Source organism: Niveispirillum sp. BGYR6, from assembly GCF_027568365.1.
Taxonomy (GTDB): domain Bacteria; phylum Pseudomonadota; class Alphaproteobacteria; order Azospirillales; family Azospirillaceae; genus Niveispirillum.
The window spans coordinates 21,923-42,529 of sequence record NZ_JANLNL010000007.1; the positions used below are offsets into that span (position 1 = coordinate 21,923).

Annotated in this window: 17 protein-coding genes; 11 read left to right on the top strand and 6 right to left on the bottom strand. The window is 63.3% G+C overall.

The window, feature by feature from the left end:
* Positions 1-213: 213 nt before the first annotated feature.
* The 10 genes from PCJ49_RS15305 to PCJ49_RS15350 all read left to right on the top strand — a co-directional run bounded on the left by PCJ49_RS15305 (position 214) and on the right by PCJ49_RS15350 (position 13,597).
* Positions 214-1,131 (top strand): 2-dehydro-3-deoxygalactonokinase, encoded by a 918-nt coding sequence (locus PCJ49_RS15305; RefSeq protein WP_269911680.1) that lies wholly within the window; start codon positions 214-216, stop codon positions 1,129-1,131.
* Positions 1,125-1,775, top strand: coding sequence for a 2-dehydro-3-deoxy-6-phosphogalactonate aldolase (locus PCJ49_RS15310; RefSeq protein WP_269911681.1), 651 nt, complete (start codon positions 1,125-1,127; stop codon positions 1,773-1,775). The genes PCJ49_RS15305 and PCJ49_RS15310 overlap by 7 nt, the downstream gene beginning before the upstream one ends.
* A 248-nt stretch (positions 1,776-2,023) precedes the next feature.
* Positions 2,024-2,935: an SMP-30/gluconolactonase/LRE family protein gene (locus PCJ49_RS15315; RefSeq protein WP_269911682.1), complete on the top strand. Its 912-nt coding sequence runs from the start codon at positions 2,024-2,026 to the stop codon at positions 2,933-2,935.
* A 151-nt stretch (positions 2,936-3,086) separates the two neighbouring features.
* A complete protein-coding gene (locus PCJ49_RS15320; protein WP_269911683.1) occupies positions 3,087-4,157 on the top strand; it encodes a saccharopine dehydrogenase C-terminal domain-containing protein in 1,071 nt (356 codons plus the stop codon).
* A gap of 163 nt (positions 4,158-4,320) precedes the next feature.
* Positions 4,321-5,826 (top strand): aldehyde dehydrogenase family protein, encoded by a 1,506-nt coding sequence (locus PCJ49_RS15325; protein ID WP_269911684.1) that lies wholly within the window; start codon positions 4,321-4,323, stop codon positions 5,824-5,826.
* Between the two features lie 234 nt (positions 5,827-6,060).
* Positions 6,061-7,095, top strand: a complete 1,035-nt coding sequence (locus tag PCJ49_RS15330) for a DUF1338 domain-containing protein (protein ID WP_269911685.1) — start codon at positions 6,061-6,063, stop codon at positions 7,093-7,095.
* Between the two features lie 5 nt (positions 7,096-7,100).
* Entirely contained in the window at positions 7,101-8,501 is a 1,401-nt protein-coding gene (locus PCJ49_RS15335; RefSeq protein WP_269911686.1) for an FAD-binding oxidoreductase, read from the top strand.
* A complete protein-coding gene (locus tag PCJ49_RS15340; protein ID WP_269911687.1) occupies positions 8,498-8,938 on the top strand; it encodes an AsnC family transcriptional regulator in 441 nt (146 codons plus the stop codon). Before PCJ49_RS15335 ends, PCJ49_RS15340 begins: the two co-directional genes overlap by 4 nt.
* Positions 8,939-9,260: 322 nt before the next feature.
* Positions 9,261-10,493 carry a hypothetical protein gene (locus PCJ49_RS15345; protein ID WP_269911688.1) on the top strand — a complete coding sequence of 411 codons (1,233 nt, stop codon included), beginning with the start codon at positions 9,261-9,263 and terminating at the stop codon, positions 10,491-10,493.
* A gap of 491 nt (positions 10,494-10,984) precedes the next feature.
* A complete protein-coding gene (locus PCJ49_RS15350; RefSeq protein ID WP_269911689.1) occupies positions 10,985-13,597 on the top strand; it encodes a cation:proton antiporter in 2,613 nt (870 codons plus the stop codon).
* 327 nt (positions 13,598-13,924) lie between these two features.
* On the opposite strand, the gene PCJ49_RS15355 is transcribed toward PCJ49_RS15350, so the two are convergent.
* Together PCJ49_RS15355 and PCJ49_RS15360 are read right to left on the bottom strand one after the other, a co-directional pair.
* Positions 13,925-14,173, bottom strand: a complete 249-nt coding sequence (locus tag PCJ49_RS15355; RefSeq protein ID WP_269911690.1) for a transposase — start codon at positions 14,171-14,173, stop codon at positions 13,925-13,927.
* A 68-nt stretch (positions 14,174-14,241) separates the two neighbouring features.
* Positions 14,242-14,589 (bottom strand): helix-turn-helix domain-containing protein, encoded by a 348-nt coding sequence (locus tag PCJ49_RS15360; RefSeq protein WP_269911691.1) that lies wholly within the window; start codon positions 14,587-14,589, stop codon positions 14,242-14,244.
* Positions 14,590-14,689: 100 nt separating this feature from the next.
* Between PCJ49_RS15360 and PCJ49_RS15365 the strand changes: the two genes are divergently transcribed.
* Positions 14,690-15,859: a zinc-binding alcohol dehydrogenase family protein gene (locus tag PCJ49_RS15365; RefSeq protein ID WP_269911692.1), complete on the top strand. Its 1,170-nt coding sequence runs from the start codon at positions 14,690-14,692 to the stop codon at positions 15,857-15,859.
* A gap of 48 nt (positions 15,860-15,907) precedes the next feature.
* Here PCJ49_RS15365 and PCJ49_RS15370 read toward each other — a convergent pair whose 3' ends face one another.
* The 4 genes from PCJ49_RS15370 to PCJ49_RS15385 all read right to left on the bottom strand — a co-directional run bounded on the left by PCJ49_RS15370 (position 15,908) and on the right by PCJ49_RS15385 (position 20,495).
* Positions 15,908-16,795 (bottom strand): SMP-30/gluconolactonase/LRE family protein, encoded by an 888-nt coding sequence (locus PCJ49_RS15370; RefSeq protein WP_269911693.1) that lies wholly within the window; start codon positions 16,793-16,795, stop codon positions 15,908-15,910.
* Positions 16,792-17,574 carry an SDR family oxidoreductase gene (locus PCJ49_RS15375; protein ID WP_269911694.1) on the bottom strand — a complete coding sequence of 261 codons (783 nt, stop codon included), beginning with the start codon at positions 17,572-17,574 and terminating at the stop codon, positions 16,792-16,794. The genes PCJ49_RS15370 and PCJ49_RS15375 overlap by 4 nt, the downstream gene beginning before the upstream one ends.
* A gap of 58 nt (positions 17,575-17,632) precedes the next feature.
* Positions 17,633-18,787 carry a fumarylacetoacetate hydrolase family protein gene (locus tag PCJ49_RS15380; protein ID WP_269911695.1) on the bottom strand — a complete coding sequence of 385 codons (1,155 nt, stop codon included), beginning with the start codon at positions 18,785-18,787 and terminating at the stop codon, positions 17,633-17,635.
* 265 nt (positions 18,788-19,052) lie between these two features.
* A complete protein-coding gene (locus PCJ49_RS15385) occupies positions 19,053-20,495 on the bottom strand; it encodes a sugar porter family MFS transporter (protein ID WP_269911696.1) in 1,443 nt (480 codons plus the stop codon).
* Positions 20,496-20,607: the final 112 nt, after the last annotated feature.

A 20,607-nucleotide genomic window follows, 5' to 3' on the forward strand; every position in this document is an offset into this window, starting at 1 on the left:
GCCCGGTGCGCCTTATCGCCACCCTACCCTTGGCAGGGGGAAAATTATCATATAAATGAGAGTTAGAACCTGATGCCTTTAATCGTAAAGGCATCAGGCTCTAAGCTTTTGTTCAGCGAGCAGATTCACGCTGCAAAGCGATTCCGCTTTTCCGCGATCTGCTCTAATGCGACGCCCGGCCAAGGGCGGATGCGCTGGGATGGGAATGGCGAGATGACAAGGCTTTACATCGCCGGTGACTGGGGCACCAGCAACCTGCGCCTTTACTTGAATGGCCCTGCGGGTGTGCAGGCGCGGGTGGATGGGCCGGGTATCGCCACGGCGGGCGGCAAGGCGGGGGAATTGCTGGATGAGCTGACCCGCCCCTGGGTGACCCAGCATGGCAGCTTGCCGGTCCTGCTGGCCGGCATGGTCGGTTCTTCCATCGGTTGGGTGCAGACCCCCTATCTGGATTGCCCGGCCGGGGCGGAGGCGCTGGGATCGGCCCTGCTGGAGGTGCGGCCCGGTGTGCGCATCGTGCCCGGCCTGGCCTGTGTCAACCCGGCCGGTGCGCCCGATGTGATGCGGGGGGAGGAAACCCAGCTGATCGGCCTGCTGGCGCTGTACCCGGAACTGCGCCGGGGCCGCCACCTGATCTGCCTGCCCGGCACCCATGCCAAATGGGCTTTGGTGAAGGATGGGGTGGTGGAAACCTTTCAGACCGCCCTGTCCGGGGAGCTGTTCGCCCTGCTGAATGGCGGGTCGGTGCTGGTGCCGCCGCCGCATCGCAAGGCGCCCACCGATGCCGCCACCTTCCGCCAGGGGGCCGAACGCGGCGTGGCCTCGGGTGGGGCGATCCTGCACCGGCTGTTTGAAACCCGCGCCCGCCAGATGCGTGGCCAGTTGGATCCGGCGCTGGCCGGCAGCTTCCTGTCCGGCCTGATCATCGGCGCCGATGTGGCCCAGGCGATCAGCCTGTTCCCGGCCTATGGCGGCCAGCGCGCCGCCACCGTGGTGCTGGTGGGTGAACCGGCCCTGACGGGGCTTTATGCGGAGGCTTTGTCGCTGCTGGATGTGTCCAGCCGGCGGCTGGATGGCGGGGATTGCGTGTTGGCGGGCCTGGCCGCCGTGATGGAACGGACCCAATGGTGAGGATGATGGAAAAGAACGCTGCCGACCTGCTGAACGAGTATCTGTCCGCCGTGCCGCTGGTGGCCATCCTGCGCGGGGTGAAACCGGATGAGGTGCTGGACGTTTCCCGCGTGCTGATCGGCCATGGCATCCGCGTGATTGAGGTGCCGCTGAACTCCCCCGAGCCGTTTGAAAGCATCCGCCGCCTGGGGGAGGCGCTGGGCGACCAGTGCCTGCATGGCGCCGGCACGGTGCTGACCCCGGCGGATGTGGACCGGGTGGCCGATGCCAGCGGCCGGCTGATCGTCACTCCCAACAGCGATGTGTCGGTGATCCGCCGCGCAGTGGAACGGGGGCTGGTGCCTTTCCCCGGCTTCATGACCCCGACGGAGGCTTTCGCCGCCATCGGTGCCGGTGCCCGCCATATCAAACTGTTCCCCGCCGCCACGGTGGGGACGGGCCATCTGAAGGCCATCAAGGCCGTGCTGCCGCGCGATGTCGGTGTCTATGCCGTCGGTGGCGTGGGGGCGGCGGAGATGGAGTCCTGGCGCAATGCCGGTGCCGTCGGCTTCGGCATCGGGTCGGAGATTTACCAGCCCGGCCGCGATCTGGCCGAAATCGACCGCCGCGCCGCGGCGCTGGTGGCGGCTTGCGCCAAGGGGTGAGCGGGGGCTGGTCCTGTGTCTTTCCGTCATCCCGGCTTTCCCGCAAGGGCGCTAGGATAGGGCCTCGCACCTTCCCTGCCTCCCCCGCGTAAGCGGGGGTCCAGGGGCCAAGGGCGCTGAAGCGTGGGTACAGGTGGCCCCTGGATCCCCGCTTCCGCGGGGAAAGCACGCCGTTGCAAGAGGTTAACTGAGCGCCCACATCCATCCCGGCGCCGCTCTCAAGCAAATTCTGAATCAGGGGGGAAATCATGACGACCGAACCGATTGACATCGTCGCTACGCGGGACGCGCTGGGCGAGGGGGTGCTGTGGGATGACCGCAAGGGTGTGGCTTGGTGGACCGATATTGTCGGCCGCCGGATGCATCGCTGGACGCCCGGCGGCGCGCTGGAAACCTTCCCCACGCCGCAGCGCCTCGGCTCCTTCGGGCTGGTGGAGGGGATGGATGCGCTGGTCTGCGCCTTTGAGCAGGGGTTTGCCCTGTTCGATCCGCCCAGCGGCCGGCTGCACTGGATCGACCAGTTGCTGGAACAGGGCTGCGGCATCCGCTTCAATGATGGGCGCGTCGGTCCCAACGGCCTGTTCTGGGCCGGCACCATGGTGGAAGATGCGGCCAAGGCCGGTGCTGCCAACCTGGGCAGCCAGTTCACCCTGGCCGGTGATGGCACGGTGACCCGGCATGAAGGCGGCTTCCACATCTCTAACGGCACCTGCTGGAGCCCGGATGGCGCCACCATGTATTTCGCCGACAGCATTCCCGGCGAAATGTATGCCTATGATGTGGATGCCACGACGGGGCTGCCATCCAACCGTCGCCCCTTTGCCCGCACGCCCGATGGGGCCTCGCCCGATGGGGCGACGGTGGATGCCGACGGTTATCTCTGGAGTGCGCAATGGGGTGCTTCCCGCATTGTCCGCTTCCGCCCGGATGGGGAAATTGACCTGATCCTGCCGGTGCCGGCCTCCCAGCCCACCTGTGTTGCCTTTGGCGGCCCGGATCTGGACCTGCTGCTGGTGACGACGGCCACCGTCGATCTGTCAGAAGAGGCATTGGCCGCCCAGCCGCAGGCTGGCAATCTGCTGGTCTACCGCACCGGCCATCGCGGCCGGCTGGAACGCCGCTTCACCCCGAAGCCCGGTTTCCCCAGCCTGCCCGCCTGATGGGGAATCTGTTAGATTGACGGTTTGGCAATTCGCCGGCCAAACCGTCAATCCGCCGATACTTATCCGTCTTTCCGTCACTTCGCCGGCTTCCCGCCGGTCGCCCCAGCCCTGACCATGGATGAAAATAATCCAGGTAGGTGAGGGCGTTATGAAGAACATCCTGTTGCTGGGTGCCGGCAAGATCGGCCTTGCCATCACGCTGCTGCTGCGCCGCAGCGGCGATTACAATGTGACGGTGGCCGACCATAGTGCCGCCGCCCTGAAGCGCTTCACCGATCTGGGGGTGGAGACGCTGGCGCTGGATATTAACGACGGCCCGGCCCTGCGCCGCGCCATGGCGGGCCGCTATGCGGTGCTGAATGCCCTGCCGTTCCATGCCACCTCCACCATTGCCTATGGCGCCTTTGACGCCGGTATCCATTATTTCGACCTGACGGAAGATGTCGCCTCCACCCGCGTGGTGAAGGAAGTGGCGGCCAAGGCCAACAGCGCCTTTGTGCCGCAATGCGGGCTGGCACCGGGCTTTGTTTCCATCGCCGCCCATGGGCTGGCCGAAGGGTTTGACAGTTTGCGCGATGTGCAACTGCGCGTCGGCGCGCTGCCGCGCTATCCCACCAATGCCTTGAAATATAACCTCACCTGGTCCACCGACGGGTTGATCAACGAATATCTGAACCCGTGCGAGGCGGTGCAGGACGGCCATAAGGTGGAACTGCCGCCGCTGGAAGACCTGGAAGAATTCGCCCTGGAAGGGGTAACCTATGAGGCGTTCAACACCTCGGGCGGGCTGGGATCGCTGGTGGAAACCCTGGCGGGCCGGGTGGAAAACCTGACCTATAAATCCATCCGCTATCCCGGCCATTGCGCCCTGATCAAGCTGCTGGTGGAGGATTTGCGGCTGGCCCGCCGGCGCGACCTGTTGAAGGAAGTGCTGGAAGAGGCGCTGCCCATCACCATGCAGGATGTGGTCCTGGTCTTCTGCACCGTTTCCGGCAAGCGCCATGGCCGGCTGGAACAGGAAAGCATCGTGCGCCATATCCATGGCGAGGAAGTGGACGGCCATTTCCTCTCGGCCATCCAGATGAGCACGGCGGCCGGCATCTGTGCCATGCTGGACCTGCAGGCGCAAGGCCACCTGCCGGCCAAGGGCTTCGTCCGGCAGGAGGAGATGAAGCTGGACCGGTTCCTGGCTAACCGGTTCGGCAAGGTTTATGCGTGAGGGGGGGGCGTCCCCGCCCTTGTCTGCTTAAACTTGCGTGATGCTTGTTTCCATTACCCTCTACCGTCACCCCGGCCGCAGCATGGGTGACGGTAGAGAGTCCTGACCCCATCTTCTCAAGACACCAAAAAACAATCCATACACAATACCGGAGGCCTGCCCCATGTCCGACCTTTCCGCCCTGCTGCACCGGCTTGGCCTTAACGGCTTGGTCACCGATGGCGACATACTTTCCCGCTCCCCCATTGATGGCGCCATCATCGGGGCGGTTCAGGCGCATGATCCCCAACAGGTGGAAGCAGCCATCGCCCGTTCAACGGCCGCCTTCAAGGTCTGGCGCACCGTTCCCGCCCCAAGGCGTGGTGAGCTGGTGCGCCTGTTCGGTGAGGTGCTGCGGGAACATAAGGCCGACCTGGGCGCGCTGGTGACGCTGGAGGCCGGCAAGATCGTCCAGGAAGGGCTGGGCGAGGTGCAGGAGATGATTGATATCTGCGACTTCGCCGTCGGCCTGTCGCGCCAGCTGCATGGCCTGACCATCGCATCCGAACGGCCGCGCCACCGGATGGTGGAAACGTGGCAGCCGCTGGGGCCGGTCGCCATCATCACGGCGTTCAATTTCCCCGTCGCCGTCTGGGCCTGGAACGCGGCGCTGGCCCTGGTCGCGGGCGATCCGGTGATCTGGAAACCGTCGGAAAAGACGCCGCTGACCGCCCTGGCCACGCAAAAGCTGTTCGAAAAGGCCCTGGCCCGCTTCGGCGATGCGCCGGCAGGCCTGTCGGAACTGCTGTTCGGGCTGAAGGATGTGGGCGAAAAGCTGGCCGCCGATCCACGCATTCCGCTGGTCAGCGCCACCGGCTCCACCCGCATGGGTCGCGAGGTTGCGCCCGTGGTGGCTGGGCGCTTTGGCCGCTCGATCCTGGAGCTGGGCGGCAACAACGCCATGATCGTCACCCCCTCGGCTGATCTGAAGCTGGCGGTGCGGGCCATCCTGTTCGCCGCCGTCGGCACGGCGGGCCAGCGCTGCACCAGCCTGCGCCGGCTGATCGTGCATACGGACTGCTATGACAAGGTGGTGGCGGCGGTGAAAACCGCCTTTGCCGCCATCCAGCCGGGCGACCCGCGCGAGGGCAACACCCTGATGGGGCCGCTGATCGACAAACCCGCCTTTGACGCGGTGGAAGCGGCGCTCACCCAGGCGAAGGCGCAGGGTGGCGTGGTGCATGGCGGCGGGCGAGCGCTGGCCGAAACGTTCCCAGATGCGTATTACGCCTATCCTGCCTTGGTGGAGATGCCGGGCCAGACGGCGATCGTGAAGCACGAAACGTTCGGCCCCATCCTCTATGTGCTGCGCTACAGCGATTTTGACGCGGCGGTAGCGTTGCAGAATGACGTGCCGCAGGGCCTTTCCTCTTCCATCATCACCCGCGATTTGCTGGAGGCTGAGCGCTTCCTGGCGCCCGATGGCTCTGACTGTGGCATCGCCAATGTCAATATGGGGCCCAGCGGGGCGGAAATTGGCGGGGCCTTCGGCGGGGAGAAGGAAACCGGCGGCGGGCGCGAAAGCGGCTCCGACGCCTGGAAACAATATATGCGCCGCCAGACCTCGGCCATCAATTACGGCACCTCGCTGCCCCTGGCACAGGGGATTGAGTTTCCGGAGATTGGGTGAGGGGGGATGGCACTTTCAACGGTTTGTAGAGTTGAGTTTGCTGACTGAGCGATAAGTCGCGCAGTCAGCACTTTCCTGCCTCCCCCGCGAAAGCGGGGGTCCAGAGCCACAGGAACGACGCATTGGCCCCCTTGGCCCCTGGACCCCCGCTTTCGCGGGGGAGGCAATGAAGCACTCGAAGAATGAACGTCGTGACTGTTTCCAGCATCCCCCCCACCAGAAAGGCCCCCCACCATGAGCCACCTGTCCATCCTGACCAGTGCTGCCCTGGGTGAAGCCGCCAGCGGGCGGCTGTTGGGGCTGTTGGACATCCGCCCCGACCTGTTGGCCAGCGATGGGGCAAACGTACCGCGCGCCGTGCTGGCGATGGCCCTGTCCATGGTGCTGTTCCAACGCCTGCTGGAGGAGGTGCCAGAGGGGGCGCGCTATGTCGCCGAACAATCGCAGCGCGCCCGGCTGGTGTTCGACCATGGCGCCCTGCGCACGGTGGATATGGCAACGGGTGACCTGCCCGGCGGCACGGCTGCCTTCGGTCGCATTCTGGAACCGCTGGGCTATGCCGTGGCCGGTCTCTATCCGCTGGATAAATTGCGCATGACCGGCCGGGCCTATGCCCACCGGGATTTCCCGGAAGATATCGCGCAATATTTCGTCAGCGAAATCCACCCAGACCGGTTCCCCGAACCGGTGCAGCAGGCGGCATCGCGCATCTTCGGCAATTCCCGCGACCCGCTGACGCCCTGGGCCAAACAGGCACTGGATCGGCTGGCCAGCCGCCGCTTCCTGCCCCTGGCCGATGCGGTGGAACTGCTGCCCATCCTGGCCGGTTGCTTCGACCGCCAGCACCCGGTGCCGGCGCTGGCGGATTATGAAACTGTTCTGGCCGCCTCGGCCGAAATGGGCTGGATCGCCACAGAGGGCAACCGGTTCAACCATGCCACCGACCGGGTGCCCGATGTGCTGGCCCATGCCGAAGAATTGAAGCTGCGCCAGTTTCCGATGAAGGAGAAGGTGGAAATCTCCGCCCAGGGCAGCGTGCGGCAGACGGCCATCCGCGCCGCCCAGGTGGAACGGCCCTTCCGGGCCGCCGATGGCAGCACCGTTACCCGCACGGTGCCCGGTTCCTTCTATGAATTCATCTCCCGCGACGTGGTGGCCCCGCCGGGGCCGCGTAGCAGCGGCCTGGATTTGCGGTTTGACAGTTCCAACGCGCAGGGCATCTTCAAGATGACGGCAGCACAGAAAGCCGGACCCGCTGCGGAGTGTTGAGCCTTATGGACCTGGGTTCCTTCATCACCAGCCTGGCCGCTATCGTCGGCCCGCGTCACGTGTTGAGCGAGGCGGGCGATCTGGCCCCCTATCAAACCGCCGCGCGCTATGGCGGCGGGCGGGCGCTGGCGGTGGTGCGGCCGGACAGCGCCGAACAGGTGGCTGCCATCCTGCGCCTCTGCCACCAGCACAAGGTGCGGCTGGTGCCGCAGGGGGCCAATACTGGGCTGGTCGGCGCCTCGGTGCCCGATGGCTCGGGCGAGCAATTGGTGCTGTCACTGTCGCGGTTGACCGGGCTGTTCGATCTGGATATCGCCAACCGCGCTGTCACTGTGGGGGCCGGCTGGGATCTGGACCGGTTGAATGAGAAACTGGCCCCGCATGGCCTGTGGTTCCCCATCGATATTTCCGCCAGCCCCAGCGTGGGCGGCATGATCTCCACCAATGCCGGCGGGTCGCGGGTGCTGCGCTATGGCGATGCGCGGCGCAATGTGCTGTCGCTGCAAGTCGTGCTGCCCGATGGAAGCACCGCCGGCGACCTGAAGGGCCTGCGCAAGAACAGCACGGGGCTGGATTTCAAACAGCTTTTCATCGGCACCGGCGGCAGTTTTGGCATCGTCACCGCCGCCGTGCTGGATTTGCAGCCGCTGCCGAAACAGACGGTGACGGCCCTGGTGGTGCCGCGCGACCTGGAGGCCATCGGCCCCATCCAGGCCCTGCTGGATGGGCAGGCAGGCGAATTCCTCTCCGCCTTTGAAAGCATGAGCGGGCCGGCCCTGGGTGCCGCTCTGCACCACCGGCCCCAGTTGCGCAACCCGTTCGGTGGCCCCCCGCCGGATGAAACCCTGCTGGTGGAACTGATGTCCACCACCGGGGCGGGCCAGTTGGACCTGGAGGCGCTGCTGCTGGCGGTGCTGGAACAGGGCTATGAAAGCGGCCTGATCGCCGACGCGATTCCCGGCCCGCCGGCGGAGCTATGGGCGCTACGCCACGCCATTTCAGAGGGGTTGCGCGGCCTTGGTCGGGTGATCGGGCTGGATATCTCGCTGGCGCGCGGCAAGATGAGCGCGTTCCGGGCGGAGGCGACGGAATGGGTGCGGGCCAACCATCCGGGCCTGCTGATCTGCGGTTTCGGCCATCGCGGCGATGGCGGTGACCATTTCAATCTGGTGATCCCCAAGGAATTGGATGGTGATTACCCGCCCGACCGGGTGGATGGCGTGCGCCGTGGCATCTATGACCTGTTGGTGGGCCACTATGATGGCAGCTATAGCGGGGAACATGGGGTTGGCCCGGTCAATCTGGCCCATCACCAGATCCATGCCGACCCGGCCCAGCAGGCGCTGGCCCGGCTGCTGCAGAACCATCTGGATGCGGATGGGCTGCTGGGGCGGGTGCGCTGGTGAGCGATACAGGGGAGCAGGACGGCACCGATCTGGCGCTGCTGCAATTGCTGCGCGCCAATGCGCGCGAACCCACGGCATCGCTGGCCCGCAAGCTGGGGCTGGCGCGGTCCAGCGTGCAGGCGCGGATTGCCCGGCTGGAACGGCTGGGCATCATCCAGGGCTATACGTTGCGCAGCGATTACGCCACCGCCCGGCTGATCCGCGCCTATGTGCTGCTCTCCACCAACCCGAAAATGATCGCCCGCATCGTCGGCGATGTGAAGCGCATTGCCGAGGTGGAATCGCTCAGCGCCATTTCCGGCAGTTACGACATGATGGCCGTCGTCGCCGCCCCGACCGTGCAGGATATTGACCGGGTGCTGGACCAATTGGGCCTGGTGACGGGGGTGGAACGCACCATGTCGTCCCTGGTGCTGTCGGATAAGTTCCGGCGCTGATCATTGGGGTTTTCCCTAAATATGATCAATTGTGACGCAATCTTCTATAATATCTTGTTCATCCTCCGCCGGGGCACCCCTACAGGGTGGCCCGGTTCACTAATTCCAATCGACCATACAAAGCAATTCATTGATTCATATAGTTAATACAGTCAAAGCCAAGGTGGAATGGGCACACAGTGAAAGGGTGTTTCCATATGGAATAATGCATTAACAATTGTTTTTCGCCTACTCCAACTCACGTGACAGCAAGCTATAGTTGTTATAAAACCTCTTCCTGCTTTCCTTGGTGGAGAACATCCACTCAACCGAAGAGGTTATCATGTCCGGCACCTTCGATGCTTTCGAACAGACCTTTACCCTGTCCTTGCTGTCAAATCTCGCCTCAGGCTATATTGCCGACAAAAAATACCCAGGAACAGGGGCAGATCCACTCGAAAATCAGCTTGTGGCTAATATTGCACTTGCATTTAAAAACAGCGCCGTTTCCAATGGATTGGGTTCTGGTTGGGAAATTAAATGGGGTCCCGCTGTATATCGTGACAGCACTTCATTGGTTGCGCAAAATTCCGCAACCGTATTCTACAATGATTCTGTCACGTTTGACGACGGACTTTCATACCCGACATATGTCGTTGCCATTGCTGCAACAAATTTTATCTCTGAATATGATTGGGTTGTTGAAGATTTTTCCGTTTCATCGACTGTTGATTGGACAAAATACAACCCCACTGTAACCCCTTTCCCAGCCGGCCCCCCGCTTGCCACTTTGACGCCGGTGATTTCCCAGGGAACCGCAATCGGCGTCAGTAAGATTGCGAACCTGACACCCACCAATCAAGCAAATGGCACGGATAGTCTGCTGGCATTCATTACAGGGCTGAACAACAGCGGAAATCTGTTGCCGAATACCCGCATCATATTCGCCGGCCACAGCTTGGCTGGTGCTCTGTCGCCCACCTTTGCCTTTTATCTGGAGGCCCAGAAACTTCTGTCCAATTTTCAAAAAACACTGGTCTATCCGACAGCCGGCGCGACGCCAGGAAATGCCGCGTTTTCTATAGCCTTCTCTCTGGCATTGCCGCCTCAGTCTGTAATCGGTGGTAATCCTTGGCAGTCGTGGAACATGCTGATCCACAATCAATATGACATTGTACCCCATGCCTGGAATTTGACGACCTTGAACCAGATTCCCACCCTTTATGGCAATTCCTCCAGCCCGGGTGGCACCCCGGTTCCGGGGCTCATCAATCTGGCGATACTGGCAGCGGTTGCCGACAGCGCCGCTTCCACCACTGCCTATACGCGGCTGATCAATCAGACCTTTACCCCGTCATCCTATGGCACGACCCCCAGCACAGCAGAAGAATTCCTGGGGATTGCAGCAAAACAGCACGTCCCTGCCTATATCACGACAATTCTTGGAAGTGGGTTCCCGCTGGAATTTGACTTCCCCCCGGTGAACGGGGTGACCAACTTCAAAACAGACCTCGCCGCAATTGAGGATATTGTGAAGTGGCTTGAAAAACATTTCATCCACAGCATTGCCGCATGATCGGCAATATGAACATTGAGGAAAGATAAGAAGGGCGGTTTTCGGCAAACCGGAAACCGCCCCTAGAGCCGGGTGCGTTTAAACGGAAACGCACCCGGCTCTAAGTCCTTGTTCAGCGAGCGGATTCACGCTCCAAAGCGATTCCGCTTTTCCGCGATCCGCTCTACCCGCAGTACATAGGTGCTATACCCCCGCCGCCGTCAGAAAGCCCAGCAGGGCCAGCGCCAGCAGGACCGCGACGGCGACCAGGGTGATCTTCGGGGTCGCCGGATCAGGTCTTATATGCATTGGTGCGGCGACCCCGTGGATGGTGTGTCTAATCGATACATCCATGATAATCGCTCGCAAAATTGTCTGTCCAGCGGCAACAATGCCACGGGCCTGCCACATTTTGTCCCGGTCGCCCGCGTTGTTTGCCTTAAATCCACCTTCGCCCGTTATCATTCTGTCAGCCATCCAGCGGGATAGCGGCGCAGAGGGGAAACGGATACATGTCGGATTTACCGTCCATCCTGATCATCGTCGCCTTTCTGCTGGCGGTGATCAGCCTGGTACAGCCTGTGGCCCGCGTGCTGCGTGTTTCCCAGACAGTGATTCTGGCTGTGGTCGGCATTGCCATCGCCGCCATTTCTTCCTTCCTGCTGCATAGCAGTTTCACCGACCTGTTCAACAAGCCGGCGGAACTGATCCTTGATTTCCCCATCACCTCCCAGGTTTTCATTTTCCTGTTCCTGCCCATCCTGCTGTTCCAGGCCTCGCTGACGCTGGATGTGCGGCGGCTTGCCGATGATGCGGCCCCCATTCTGGTGATGGCGGTGGTGGCCGTGGTGGTCACCACCGCCGTGGTCGGGCTGGCGCTGGAACCGTTTGCCGGGGTGCCGCTGGCGGCCTGCCTGATGCTGGGTGCCATTGTCGCCACCACCGACCCGGCCGCCGTGGTCGCCATCTTCCGCGATCTGGGCGCCCCGCCGCGCCTGACGCGGCTGGTGGAGGGTGAAAGCCTGCTGAACGATGCCACCGCCATTGCCATTTTCGCCGTGCTGCTGGGCTATATCACTGCGGAGCAGCCGCCGGCGGTGGGGGCCGTGCTGCTGGGCTTTGTGCGGACCTTCGCCGGCGGGGTGCTGCTGGGCGCGCTGATTGCCCGGGCCTTCGTGGCGCTGCTGCCGCTGGTGCGTGACCTGCGCGCGGCGGAGGTGACGCTGACCCTGGCCTTGCCCTATCTGATCTTCATCATCTGCGAACGCTATCTGCATGTCTCCGGCGTGGTGGCGGTGGTGGCGGGCGGGCTGGTGCTGGGGGCCATGGGCCGGTCGCGCATCTCCCCGGAAAACTGGCGCTTCCTGGATGAGGTGTGGGAACAGCTGGGTTTCTGGGCCAGTTCGCTGATCTTCATCCTGGCGGCCATGCTGGTGCCCAGGATGGTGCGCGGCATCGATCTGGCCGATATCGGGCTGGTGCTGGTGGTGGTGGCGGCCTGTCTGGTGGCGCGCGCGGCCGTGCTGTTCGGCCTGCTGCCGTTTCTGTCGCTGCTGCGACTGGGGCAGCGTGTCTCCACCCCCTATAAAACGGTGATCCTGTGGGGCGGCCTGCGCGGTGCCGTCACCCTGGCCCTGGCGCTCTCCATCACGGAAAACCGTGCCGTTTCCCACGATATCCAGCGCTTCATCGCCATTGTCGCCACCGGCTATGTGCTGTTCACCCTGCTGGTGAACGGCACCAGTCTGCGCCCGGTGATCAAGCTGCTGCGGCTGGACCAGTTGAGCCCCGTTGATCTGGCATTGCGCAACCGGGTGCTGGCCATTTCCCTGGTCTCCGTGCGGGACGAGGTGGCGAGCCGCGCCCAGGCCTATCACCTGTCCGATGAAACGCTGGCCGCCACCGTGCGCCCCTATGAGGATCGCATCGCCCTGGTGGCAGAGGCCCAGGCCGCCAGTGAAGGGATTTCCGAACGCGACCGGCTGTCCATCGGGCTGGTGGCGCTGGCGGGGCGGGAGCGTGACGTGCTGCTGGAACATTTCCACCGCAAGACCGCCTCACCCAAAGTGCTGGAGGCGATGCTGCAGCAGGCTGACCGCATTGTGGAGGCGGCGCGCCAGGGCCGGTCGGACTATAAGAAGGCGGCGCGCGGCTGGCTGGAATTCGACCGGCCCCTGCGCGTTGCCGTGGCGCTGCACCGGCTGACACGGCTGGAATCCATGCTGGCGCAGCGGCTGGCCGACCGGTTTGAAACCCTGCTGGTCAGCCGGATCGTGCTGGAGGATCTGCGCCGCTTCGCCACCGCCAAGCTGCTGCCCGTGCTGGGGCCGCGCATGACCGCCATCCTGCGGGAAATGCTGGATAACCGGATCGAGGCGACATCCAAGGCGCTGGATGCCCAGCATCTGCAATATCCCGGCTATGCCGCCGCGCTGGAACGCCGTTTCCTGCGCCAATACGCCCTGCGGCTGGAGGAGCGGGAATACCGCACCCTGCTGGAAGATGGGCTGATCGGTTCGGAACTGTTCCATAACCTGCGGGTGGAATTGCAGGAGGAACAGGATACGGTGCTGCGCCGTCCCCGGCTGGATTTGCGGCTGGAACCGCAGACCCTGCTGGCCCAGTTCCCCATGTTCGCCACCTTGAGCGAAGAGGAGTTGGGCAAGCTGGCCGGGCTGCTGCGTCCCCGTTTCGCGCGGCCGGGGGAAAAGCTGATCAGCCAGGGGGCCAAGGCCGACAGCATGTTCTTCATCGCCTCCGGCGCGGTGGAGATTTTGCTGGAGAAGCGGCGTATCCGCCTGGGCCGCAGCGATTTCTTCGGTGAAATGGGCCTGATCGCCCGCAAACCCCGCAGCGCCGACGTGGTGGCGCTGACCCATTGCCATCTGCTGGAACTGGGCGGCAGCGCCTTCCATAAGACGCTGGAAAATAACGCGGCCATGCAGGCGAAGATCGCCGCCATTGCCGAGGCACGGGAACAGATGAATGCCAATCCGGAACCAGAACCAGAACCGGAGCCGGAACCGACCCCTGACCCCGATCTGGCCCGCCCGGTGGAACCCGACCCGTCCCCCACCAGCAACATCATCGCCCTGCCGCCACCGCCCCGGCGGGTGGCGGATTAGGGTGTGTCTGATCGGATTCCATTTATAGTTTGCGGGTTTGCGTAGAACCGAAATGGTTCTCACTCCCGTCACCCCGGCGCAGGCCGGGGTCCAGTTTCGTAGAGCAAAGCGCTTGTGACCCTGGACCACGGCACGTTTCGACCGAGCGAGACATTTGATGACCGTCGAGGTGTGAGGCGGTTCGGAAACCTTGAAGGGAATGGCCTGGACTTGCCCTGGCAAAGTGGAGAGCCATAGCTCCGACCAACCGGTATTTCTGCCTTCTTCGCATCGATGAGCTGATAAATCATCGACTTGTCTACCGGGCGCAGAAGGCTGCTACGTTTTCTAACAGATCCCGCTCTTGACGTAGAACCTTGTTCTCGTGCCGAAGCCGTGCCAGTTCCTTTTCAACGTCCGGATGGGGGCCAGACAAAAGTCCGTCTCCGTCGCTTCCGTCTTCCAGCGCTGCAGAGTCGATTTCCCAATCCCAAGATCGGCGGCAACTTCCGCCACCGTCCGACCGCTCGTCGACAAAATGCGCAGCGCATCACGCTTCAATTCTGCCGTGACCTTCCCCTGCTTAACTCGAACCATCAAAACCTCCATCAATCCCAAATTTCAGGATGATGGCTCTCCACTTTGCCAGGGCAAGTCCAATGCAATTACTTATTGTTGGCGGAGCTTCTCGCCATCCGCTGCTTTCCCCAAGCTTCGGCGAGATCGAGCAGCGGACGCAGGCTTTGCCCTTCTTCAGTTGGTCGGTATTCCACCCGTGGAGGCACCTCGGCATAAACAGTCCGCGTCACGAGTTCGGCCGCTTCAAGTTCACGAAGCTGCTTTGTCAGGAGACGCTGGGTGATACCCGGCAGCCGGCGGTGCAACTCGTTAAAGCGCAGGCAGCCCTCCGACAGAAGATGGAATAGGACGACGCCTTTCCAGCGACCGTCGATCAGATCGAGCGTCACCTCAACTGGGCAGCCTGGGACTGATCTGTAATGTCGATCTTTCATAAAACTTCCCTTTCGGGTACTATGTACGCATATTTGCCGTACTTGCGAAAGTGGGGCGCTAGGGTAATTTGCCAAATATCGAGAATATTTGGACCAACCCATGAAAGCCATTCGCTTCCGCTCGCATTCCCGCAGTGATGACTGCTCGCCATTCATCGAAGTCGAGGTACCGAGACCGGTGCCTAGCCCGCATGATCTTTTGGTCTCGGTGAAAGCCGTCTCCGTAAATCCCGTCGATACGAAGGTACGGTCAGGAGTCGTACCGGTGCCCGACACGGTCGATGTCCTTGGGTGGGACGCTGCAGGAACCGTGGTTGCGGTCGGCACCAACGTCCAGCTCTTCAGGCCCGGACAGGACGTATTCTATGCGGGCACTTTCACGCGATCCGGCGCGAATGTCGATCTGCATCTCGTCGATGAACGCATGGTTGGCTTCAAGCCGTCATCGCTTTCATTTGCTCAGGCTGCTGCCCTTCCGTTGACGAGCCTGACAGCGTGGCAGTTGCTGTTTGATCGCCTCGCCGTGCCTATCGGCAAACCCGTCAATGCAGGGTCCCTGCTTGTCGTGGGTGGAGCAGGCGGCGTTGGCTCGATACTCATCCAGCTTGCCCGGCGTCTCACGGGATTGACGGTGATTGCCACCGCATCGCGGCCGGAAACCAGTGACTGGTGTAAGCAGATGGGAGCGCATCACGTCATCGACCACACGAGGCACATGCCGCAGCAAATCGCTGGCCTGTCCGTTCCGCCGGTCTCTTACGTCGCCTCTCTCACGCATACGGCAAAGCACATGTCGGCTTTGGTCGATATTGTCGCGCCGCACGGAAAGATTGGTGTCATCGACGATCATGATCAACTCGACGCCGTGCCCCTCAAATCCAAAAGCATATCGTTGCATTGGGAGATGGTTTTCACGCGGGCATTTTACGAAACGGCAGATCTCATCGGCCAGCACCAGATCCTAAACGAAGTGGCTGCGCTTGTGGACGCGGGTATCCTGCGCTCGACATTAACTCGCTGTCTTACGCCGTTCTCGCCACTCAAGCTGATGGAGGCGCATAGGCTGGTCGAAAGCGGCGCGATGATCGGAAAGGTCGTCATGAGCCGTGACGACGAGCCGGCGGCCAACTCCACATCACCCTGCAAGGCGAGTTCGGCACCATTCTCGACTGGATCGAACGCACTGGAAAACACGGCTATCGCCCCGATCCCGACACCGCCACATCGCGATTGTCGGCTTCGGTCAGAACGAGGGCCTGCGCCGGGGTGACGGTGGGGTTGTGTCATCCTGAAACGGACAGAGTCCTTGCCCCCTGCCTCACACCCCCACCGCAATCTCCACACCCGGCAGGCCCGGCACGCTGGCGCTGAACTGGAACAGGTCGCCCGCCTGCGGCTGCTGGGCGCGCTCGGCATCCGACAGGCCCTTGGCGGCGGTGGTGGCGAACAGGGTAGTGCCATCCGCCCCGCCAAAGGCCAGCTTGGTGATATTGGCCACGGGGAAGCGCACCGTTTCCAGCAATTCCCCTTTGGGGGAATAGCGCCGGGCGCCCCAGCCGGCAAACAGGCCGATCCACAGGCAGCCCTCGGCATCCACCACCGGCCCGTCCGGATAGCCTTCGGCCACATCCATGGCGATCAGCACGTCGCTGGAGCGGACCGACCCGTCCGCCCCCAGCGCGCAGGCATGGACCCGGCCGCCCAGCGTGTCGATATGGTAAAGCACCGACCCGTCCGGACTGTGCGCCGGGCCATTGGTGATGCAAACCTTGGGCGTGCTGGCCACACAGGTGCCATCGGCGGCCAGCCGATAGATGCTGCCACTATCGGCAATCTCCGCATCATCCATGCTGCCGAACCACAGCCGGCCCTGGCTATCCACTGTGCCATCATTCAGCCGGTTACCCGGCAAATGCGGTTCCGGGGCCACCAGCGGGGTGAAGGCCCCCGTCGCGGGATCGAACCGGTGCAGCCCCTGCTGCAACCCGGCGATGAACCCACCGCCGGCCACCGGCAGCACGAAACCGCACTGGCCCGGCGCGTCCCAGCTTTGCCGCGACCCGCTGGCCGGGTCATAGCGGTGGACATGCTGCTTCTTGATATCCACGAACCACAGCGCGGCGTCGCGGGCCACCCAGACCGGGCCTTCGCCCAGGGTGGCGCCCAGCGACCAGACGCTGACCGGCTGGCTGGTTACGACGCTCATCGCCACCCCGCATCGATGAAATATTCATGGGCCGTGATCAGCCGCGCATCATCCGATGCCAGGAACAGGATCAGGGCCGCCACATCGCGCGGCACCAGCCGCCCCTTCAGGCACTGGGCGGCGACGATCTCCGCCTCGCCCTCTGGCGTGTACCATTTCTCCTGTCGCGGCGTGCGGACATTGCCGGGCACCACGCAGGTGACGCGGATATTATCCGGCCCCAATTCGCGGGCCAGCGAACGGGTCATGCCCTCAATCGCCGCCTTGGCCGTCTGATAGAGCGACAGTTCCGGCAAGGCCAGGTGCCAGGAGATGGAGCCCAGATTGATGATGGCCCCGCCGCCGGCCGCCCGCATCCCTGGCACCACGGCCTGGGCGCAGAACAGCTTATGCTTCAGGTTCACCGCCATGCGGTCATCCCAATAGGCTTCGGTGATCTGGTCCAGCCCATGCCGGTCATCATTGGCGGCGTTGTTCACCAGCACATGGAACGGCCCGCCCTCGGCCACCAGCCCGGCAATGGCGGCCTGGGTGGCGGCGATATCCTTCAGGTCCATGCGCAGAAAGCGCGGGGCCGGGTTGGCACCGGACAGGCTGGCCACCAGCGCCAGGGAATCCTCTTCGGCAATGTCGAAGAACACCACCTCGGCCCCCTGGGCGACGAAGGCTTCGACAATACCCGCCCCAATGCCGGACCCGCCACCGGTGACCAGCACGCGCTTGCCCCGCAGGCTGGGATAGATGGCGGTGAGCGCACCGGCCGTTTCAGTTGCCGACATGGATTTATTCCAATCACGTCAAAGAATAAGAATGGGGAAAGGGAAGGGGCTGCGCGCGTCAGCGCAGCAGCCCGCGCCCCGCCAGATTGCGCATCAGATCGCGCAGGCCGAAATGCCAGGGGGCGGCATCGCGCGCCGTCGTTACCCGGTTGGACAAGGCGCCCAGGCGTTCAGCGGAAATCCGCACCACATCGCCCACCTTATGGGTGAAGCCGCGGCCCGGATCGTCCCGATCCTGCGTCGGCGCGAACAGGGTGCCCAGGAACAGCACGAACCCATCGGGGAAGTGATGCTCGCTCATCGCCTGACGCACCAGTTCCGCCGGATCGCGGCTGATCTCCCGCATGGTGCTGCGCCCGGTCAGCACATAGCCTTCCGGCCCGTCGATCCGCAGATCGACCACGGCGTTGCGCACATCATCCAGGGTGAAACCGGCATCGAACAGGCGGATGAACGGCCCGATGGAGCAGGAGGCGTTATTATCCTTCGCCTTGGACAGCAGCAGGGCGCTGCGGCCTTCAAAGTCACGCAGGTTCACATCATTGCCCAGCGTGGCGCCCAGGATGCGGCCCTTGGCATCCACCGCCAGCACCACTTCCGGTTCCGGGTTGTTCCAGCTTGAATCCGAGCGCACGCCAATTTCCGCGCCCCAGCCCACAGAGGCCAGCACGGCGCATTTGGTGAAAATCTCCGCATCCGGGCCGATGGCGACTTCCAGATATTGCGACCACATGCCGTCATTGATCAGCACCTGCTTCAGCTTGGCCGCTTCTTCCGATCCCGGCACCACGGCGCGGATGCCGCCGCCGATGCGGCTTTCGATGGAGGCGCGGACGGCAGCCGCCGCATTGGCATCGCCGCGCACCCGCTCCTCAATCACCCGCTCAATGGCGGAAATGGCAAACGTGACGCCGGCGGCCTTCACCACCTGCAGGTCGATGGGGGCCAGGATGAAGGGGGACTGGGCATCCTGTGCCGCCGCACGGGCCGCCAGCTCGGCCACATCGAACAGCGGCCGGCCGGTCACGGCGGCCGGGTTATCCAGCGCCAGCAGGTCGGCCACGGTGGCGGCGGTGTCGGACACGTCTTCCACCTTGCCCTGGCGGATGATCACCGGGGTGGGGCCGGCATCAAGCTGAAGGCGACCGACAAAGACCCCGGCCGCCGCATCGGCGGGCAGCAGATCAACGGAATTTGCGACGGCGTTTCCCATGGTGATTTCTCTGTTTGGCAGGTGTTGGTGTTGATAACGCTACCATCATTGAATGGGGGTGGGAAGGGAGGTGGTGGGGGCGTTGAATGGGGTTATCTCAGGAAGCGGCCTGCTATCATCTACCGTCACCCATGCTGTGGCCGGGGTCCAGGTTTACAAGCGCCTTGCTCTACGATGCTGGACCCCGGCCTGCGCCGGGGTGACGGTAGAATGATCGTGAAAGCCTTATATCCCCCCCCTAAGACATATCGGAGGAAGTGCCCCCTTACCCCTGCATATCCTCCAACTCCCGCCCCTTCGTCTCCTTCACCAAGGCACGAACGAAGAAGAAGGAGACCAGTGCCGAGGCGGCATAGAACCCATAGGCCCCCGTCAACCCGACACTGACCAGCAGCACGGGGAAGCTGATGGTGATGGCGAAATTGGCGATCCACTGGGCAAAGCCGCTGACCGCCAGACCGGAACCCCGGATCTGGTTGGGGAACATCTCCCCCAGCATCACCCACATCACCGTGCCCCAGGACAGGTTGAACAGCACGGCATAGGCATTGGCGCTGACCAGGGCGATCAGGCCGGCAGTATCCGACAGGTGCAGCGAACCGCCCTCCAGCGTGCCGGTGGAAAAGGCGGCGGCCATGGCCCCCAGGGTGATGGCCATGCCGGCCGAACCGATCAGCAGCAGCGGCTTGCGCCCCACCTTGTCGATCACCATCATGGCGACGATGCAGGCCAGGATGGACAGCACACCTGACAACACGTTGATTTTCAGCGCATCACCTTCGGTGAAGCCCACGGCCTGCCACAGCACGGCCCCGTAATAGAACACCACATTGATGCCGACCAGCTGCTGGAAAATCGCCAGCACCAACCCGGCCCAGACGATGGGGCGGATGCGGCTGCCGCTGGCGGTCTTTTCCACCAGATCGGACAGGCGCGGCTGATGGTCGCCGGCCAGCGAGGCGCTGATTTCCGCCACCTTGCGGCGGGCGGCCCGTTCGCCGAACAGGCGGGTCAGCACCTGTTCGGCCTCCGCCAGCCGGCCCTTGGCCACCAGATAGCGCGGGCTTTCCGGGATCAGCAGCAGGGCCAGCAGGAACAGGCCCGCCGGGATCACCTGCACCCAGAACATCCAGCGCCAGGCGGCAAAGCCCCACCAGAACGGTTCTGTCGAACCACCGGCGGCATGGGCGATGACGTAATTGCCCAGGAACGCCCCGGTCAGGCCGGAAATGATCATGATCTGCTGGATGGAGGCCAGCCGGCCCCGGATGTTGGCGGGCGTCACCTCGCTGATATAGGCCGGTGCCAGCACCGATGCGGCCCCCACCGCCAGCCCGCCGATGAAGCGGGCAAAGACGAAGGTACCGGAACTGTTGGCGGCCCCGGCCCCCCAGGCGGTAACGATGAACAGCAGGGCGGAAACCAGCATCACCGCCCGCCGGCCCCAGCGGTCGGCCAGCCGCCCGGCGGCAAAGGCACCCACCGCACAGCCCAGCAGGATGGAGGCGACATTGAAACCGGTGCCGACACTGTCGGACCCGAAGGCCTTTTGCAGCCCGTCAACGGTGCCGTTGATGACGCCGCTATCATAGCCGAACATGAAACCGCCGATGGTCGCCACGGCGACGATCAGCAGGATCAGCCCGTGATTGGCCTGCTCATCCCCCGCATCGGCGGTGGCGGGTCCGCTGGCCGCGAAATGTGCCATGTTCCTCCCCCTGTCCGGATCGCCCGGACTTTTGTTTCCGAATTGGCGCCGTATGGCGCTTCTTATGGGGGAAAGATGCGGAAGTTAGCGCTATCAATCAAGCTGTTTTAAA

Excerpts from the sequence above, each read along its gene's own strand:
- PCJ49_RS15305 (WP_269911680.1), top strand. The coding sequence starts at position 214 with ATGACAAGGCTTTACATCGCCGGTGACTGGGGCACCAGCAACCTGCGC.
- PCJ49_RS15310 (WP_269911681.1), top strand. The coding sequence starts at position 1,125 with ATGGTGAGGATGATGGAAAAGAACGCTGCCGACCTGCTGAACGAGTAT.
- PCJ49_RS15315 (WP_269911682.1), top strand. The coding sequence starts at position 2,024 with ATGACGACCGAACCGATTGACATCGTCGCTACGCGGGACGCGCTGGGC.
- PCJ49_RS15320 (WP_269911683.1), top strand. The coding sequence starts at position 3,087 with ATGAAGAACATCCTGTTGCTGGGTGCCGGCAAGATCGGCCTTGCCATC.
- PCJ49_RS15325 (WP_269911684.1), top strand. The coding sequence starts at position 4,321 with ATGTCCGACCTTTCCGCCCTGCTGCACCGGCTTGGCCTTAACGGCTTG.
- PCJ49_RS15330 (WP_269911685.1), top strand. The coding sequence starts at position 6,061 with ATGAGCCACCTGTCCATCCTGACCAGTGCTGCCCTGGGTGAAGCCGCC.
- PCJ49_RS15335 (WP_269911686.1), top strand. The coding sequence starts at position 7,101 with ATGGACCTGGGTTCCTTCATCACCAGCCTGGCCGCTATCGTCGGCCCG.
- PCJ49_RS15345 (WP_269911688.1), top strand. The coding sequence starts at position 9,261 with ATGTCCGGCACCTTCGATGCTTTCGAACAGACCTTTACCCTGTCCTTG.
- PCJ49_RS15350 (WP_269911689.1), top strand. The coding sequence starts at position 10,985 with ATGTCGGATTTACCGTCCATCCTGATCATCGTCGCCTTTCTGCTGGCG.
- PCJ49_RS15355 (WP_269911690.1), bottom strand. The coding sequence starts at position 14,173 with ATGGTTCGAGTTAAGCAGGGGAAGGTCACGGCAGAATTGAAGCGTGAT.
- PCJ49_RS15360 (WP_269911691.1), bottom strand. The coding sequence starts at position 14,589 with ATGAAAGATCGACATTACAGATCAGTCCCAGGCTGCCCAGTTGAGGTG.
- PCJ49_RS15365 (WP_269911692.1), top strand. The coding sequence starts at position 14,690 with ATGAAAGCCATTCGCTTCCGCTCGCATTCCCGCAGTGATGACTGCTCG.
- PCJ49_RS15370 (WP_269911693.1), bottom strand. The coding sequence starts at position 16,795 with ATGAGCGTCGTAACCAGCCAGCCGGTCAGCGTCTGGTCGCTGGGCGCC.
- PCJ49_RS15375 (WP_269911694.1), bottom strand. The coding sequence starts at position 17,574 with ATGTCGGCAACTGAAACGGCCGGTGCGCTCACCGCCATCTATCCCAGC.
- PCJ49_RS15380 (WP_269911695.1), bottom strand. The coding sequence starts at position 18,787 with ATGGGAAACGCCGTCGCAAATTCCGTTGATCTGCTGCCCGCCGATGCG.
- PCJ49_RS15385 (WP_269911696.1), bottom strand. The coding sequence starts at position 20,495 with ATGGCACATTTCGCGGCCAGCGGACCCGCCACCGCCGATGCGGGGGAT.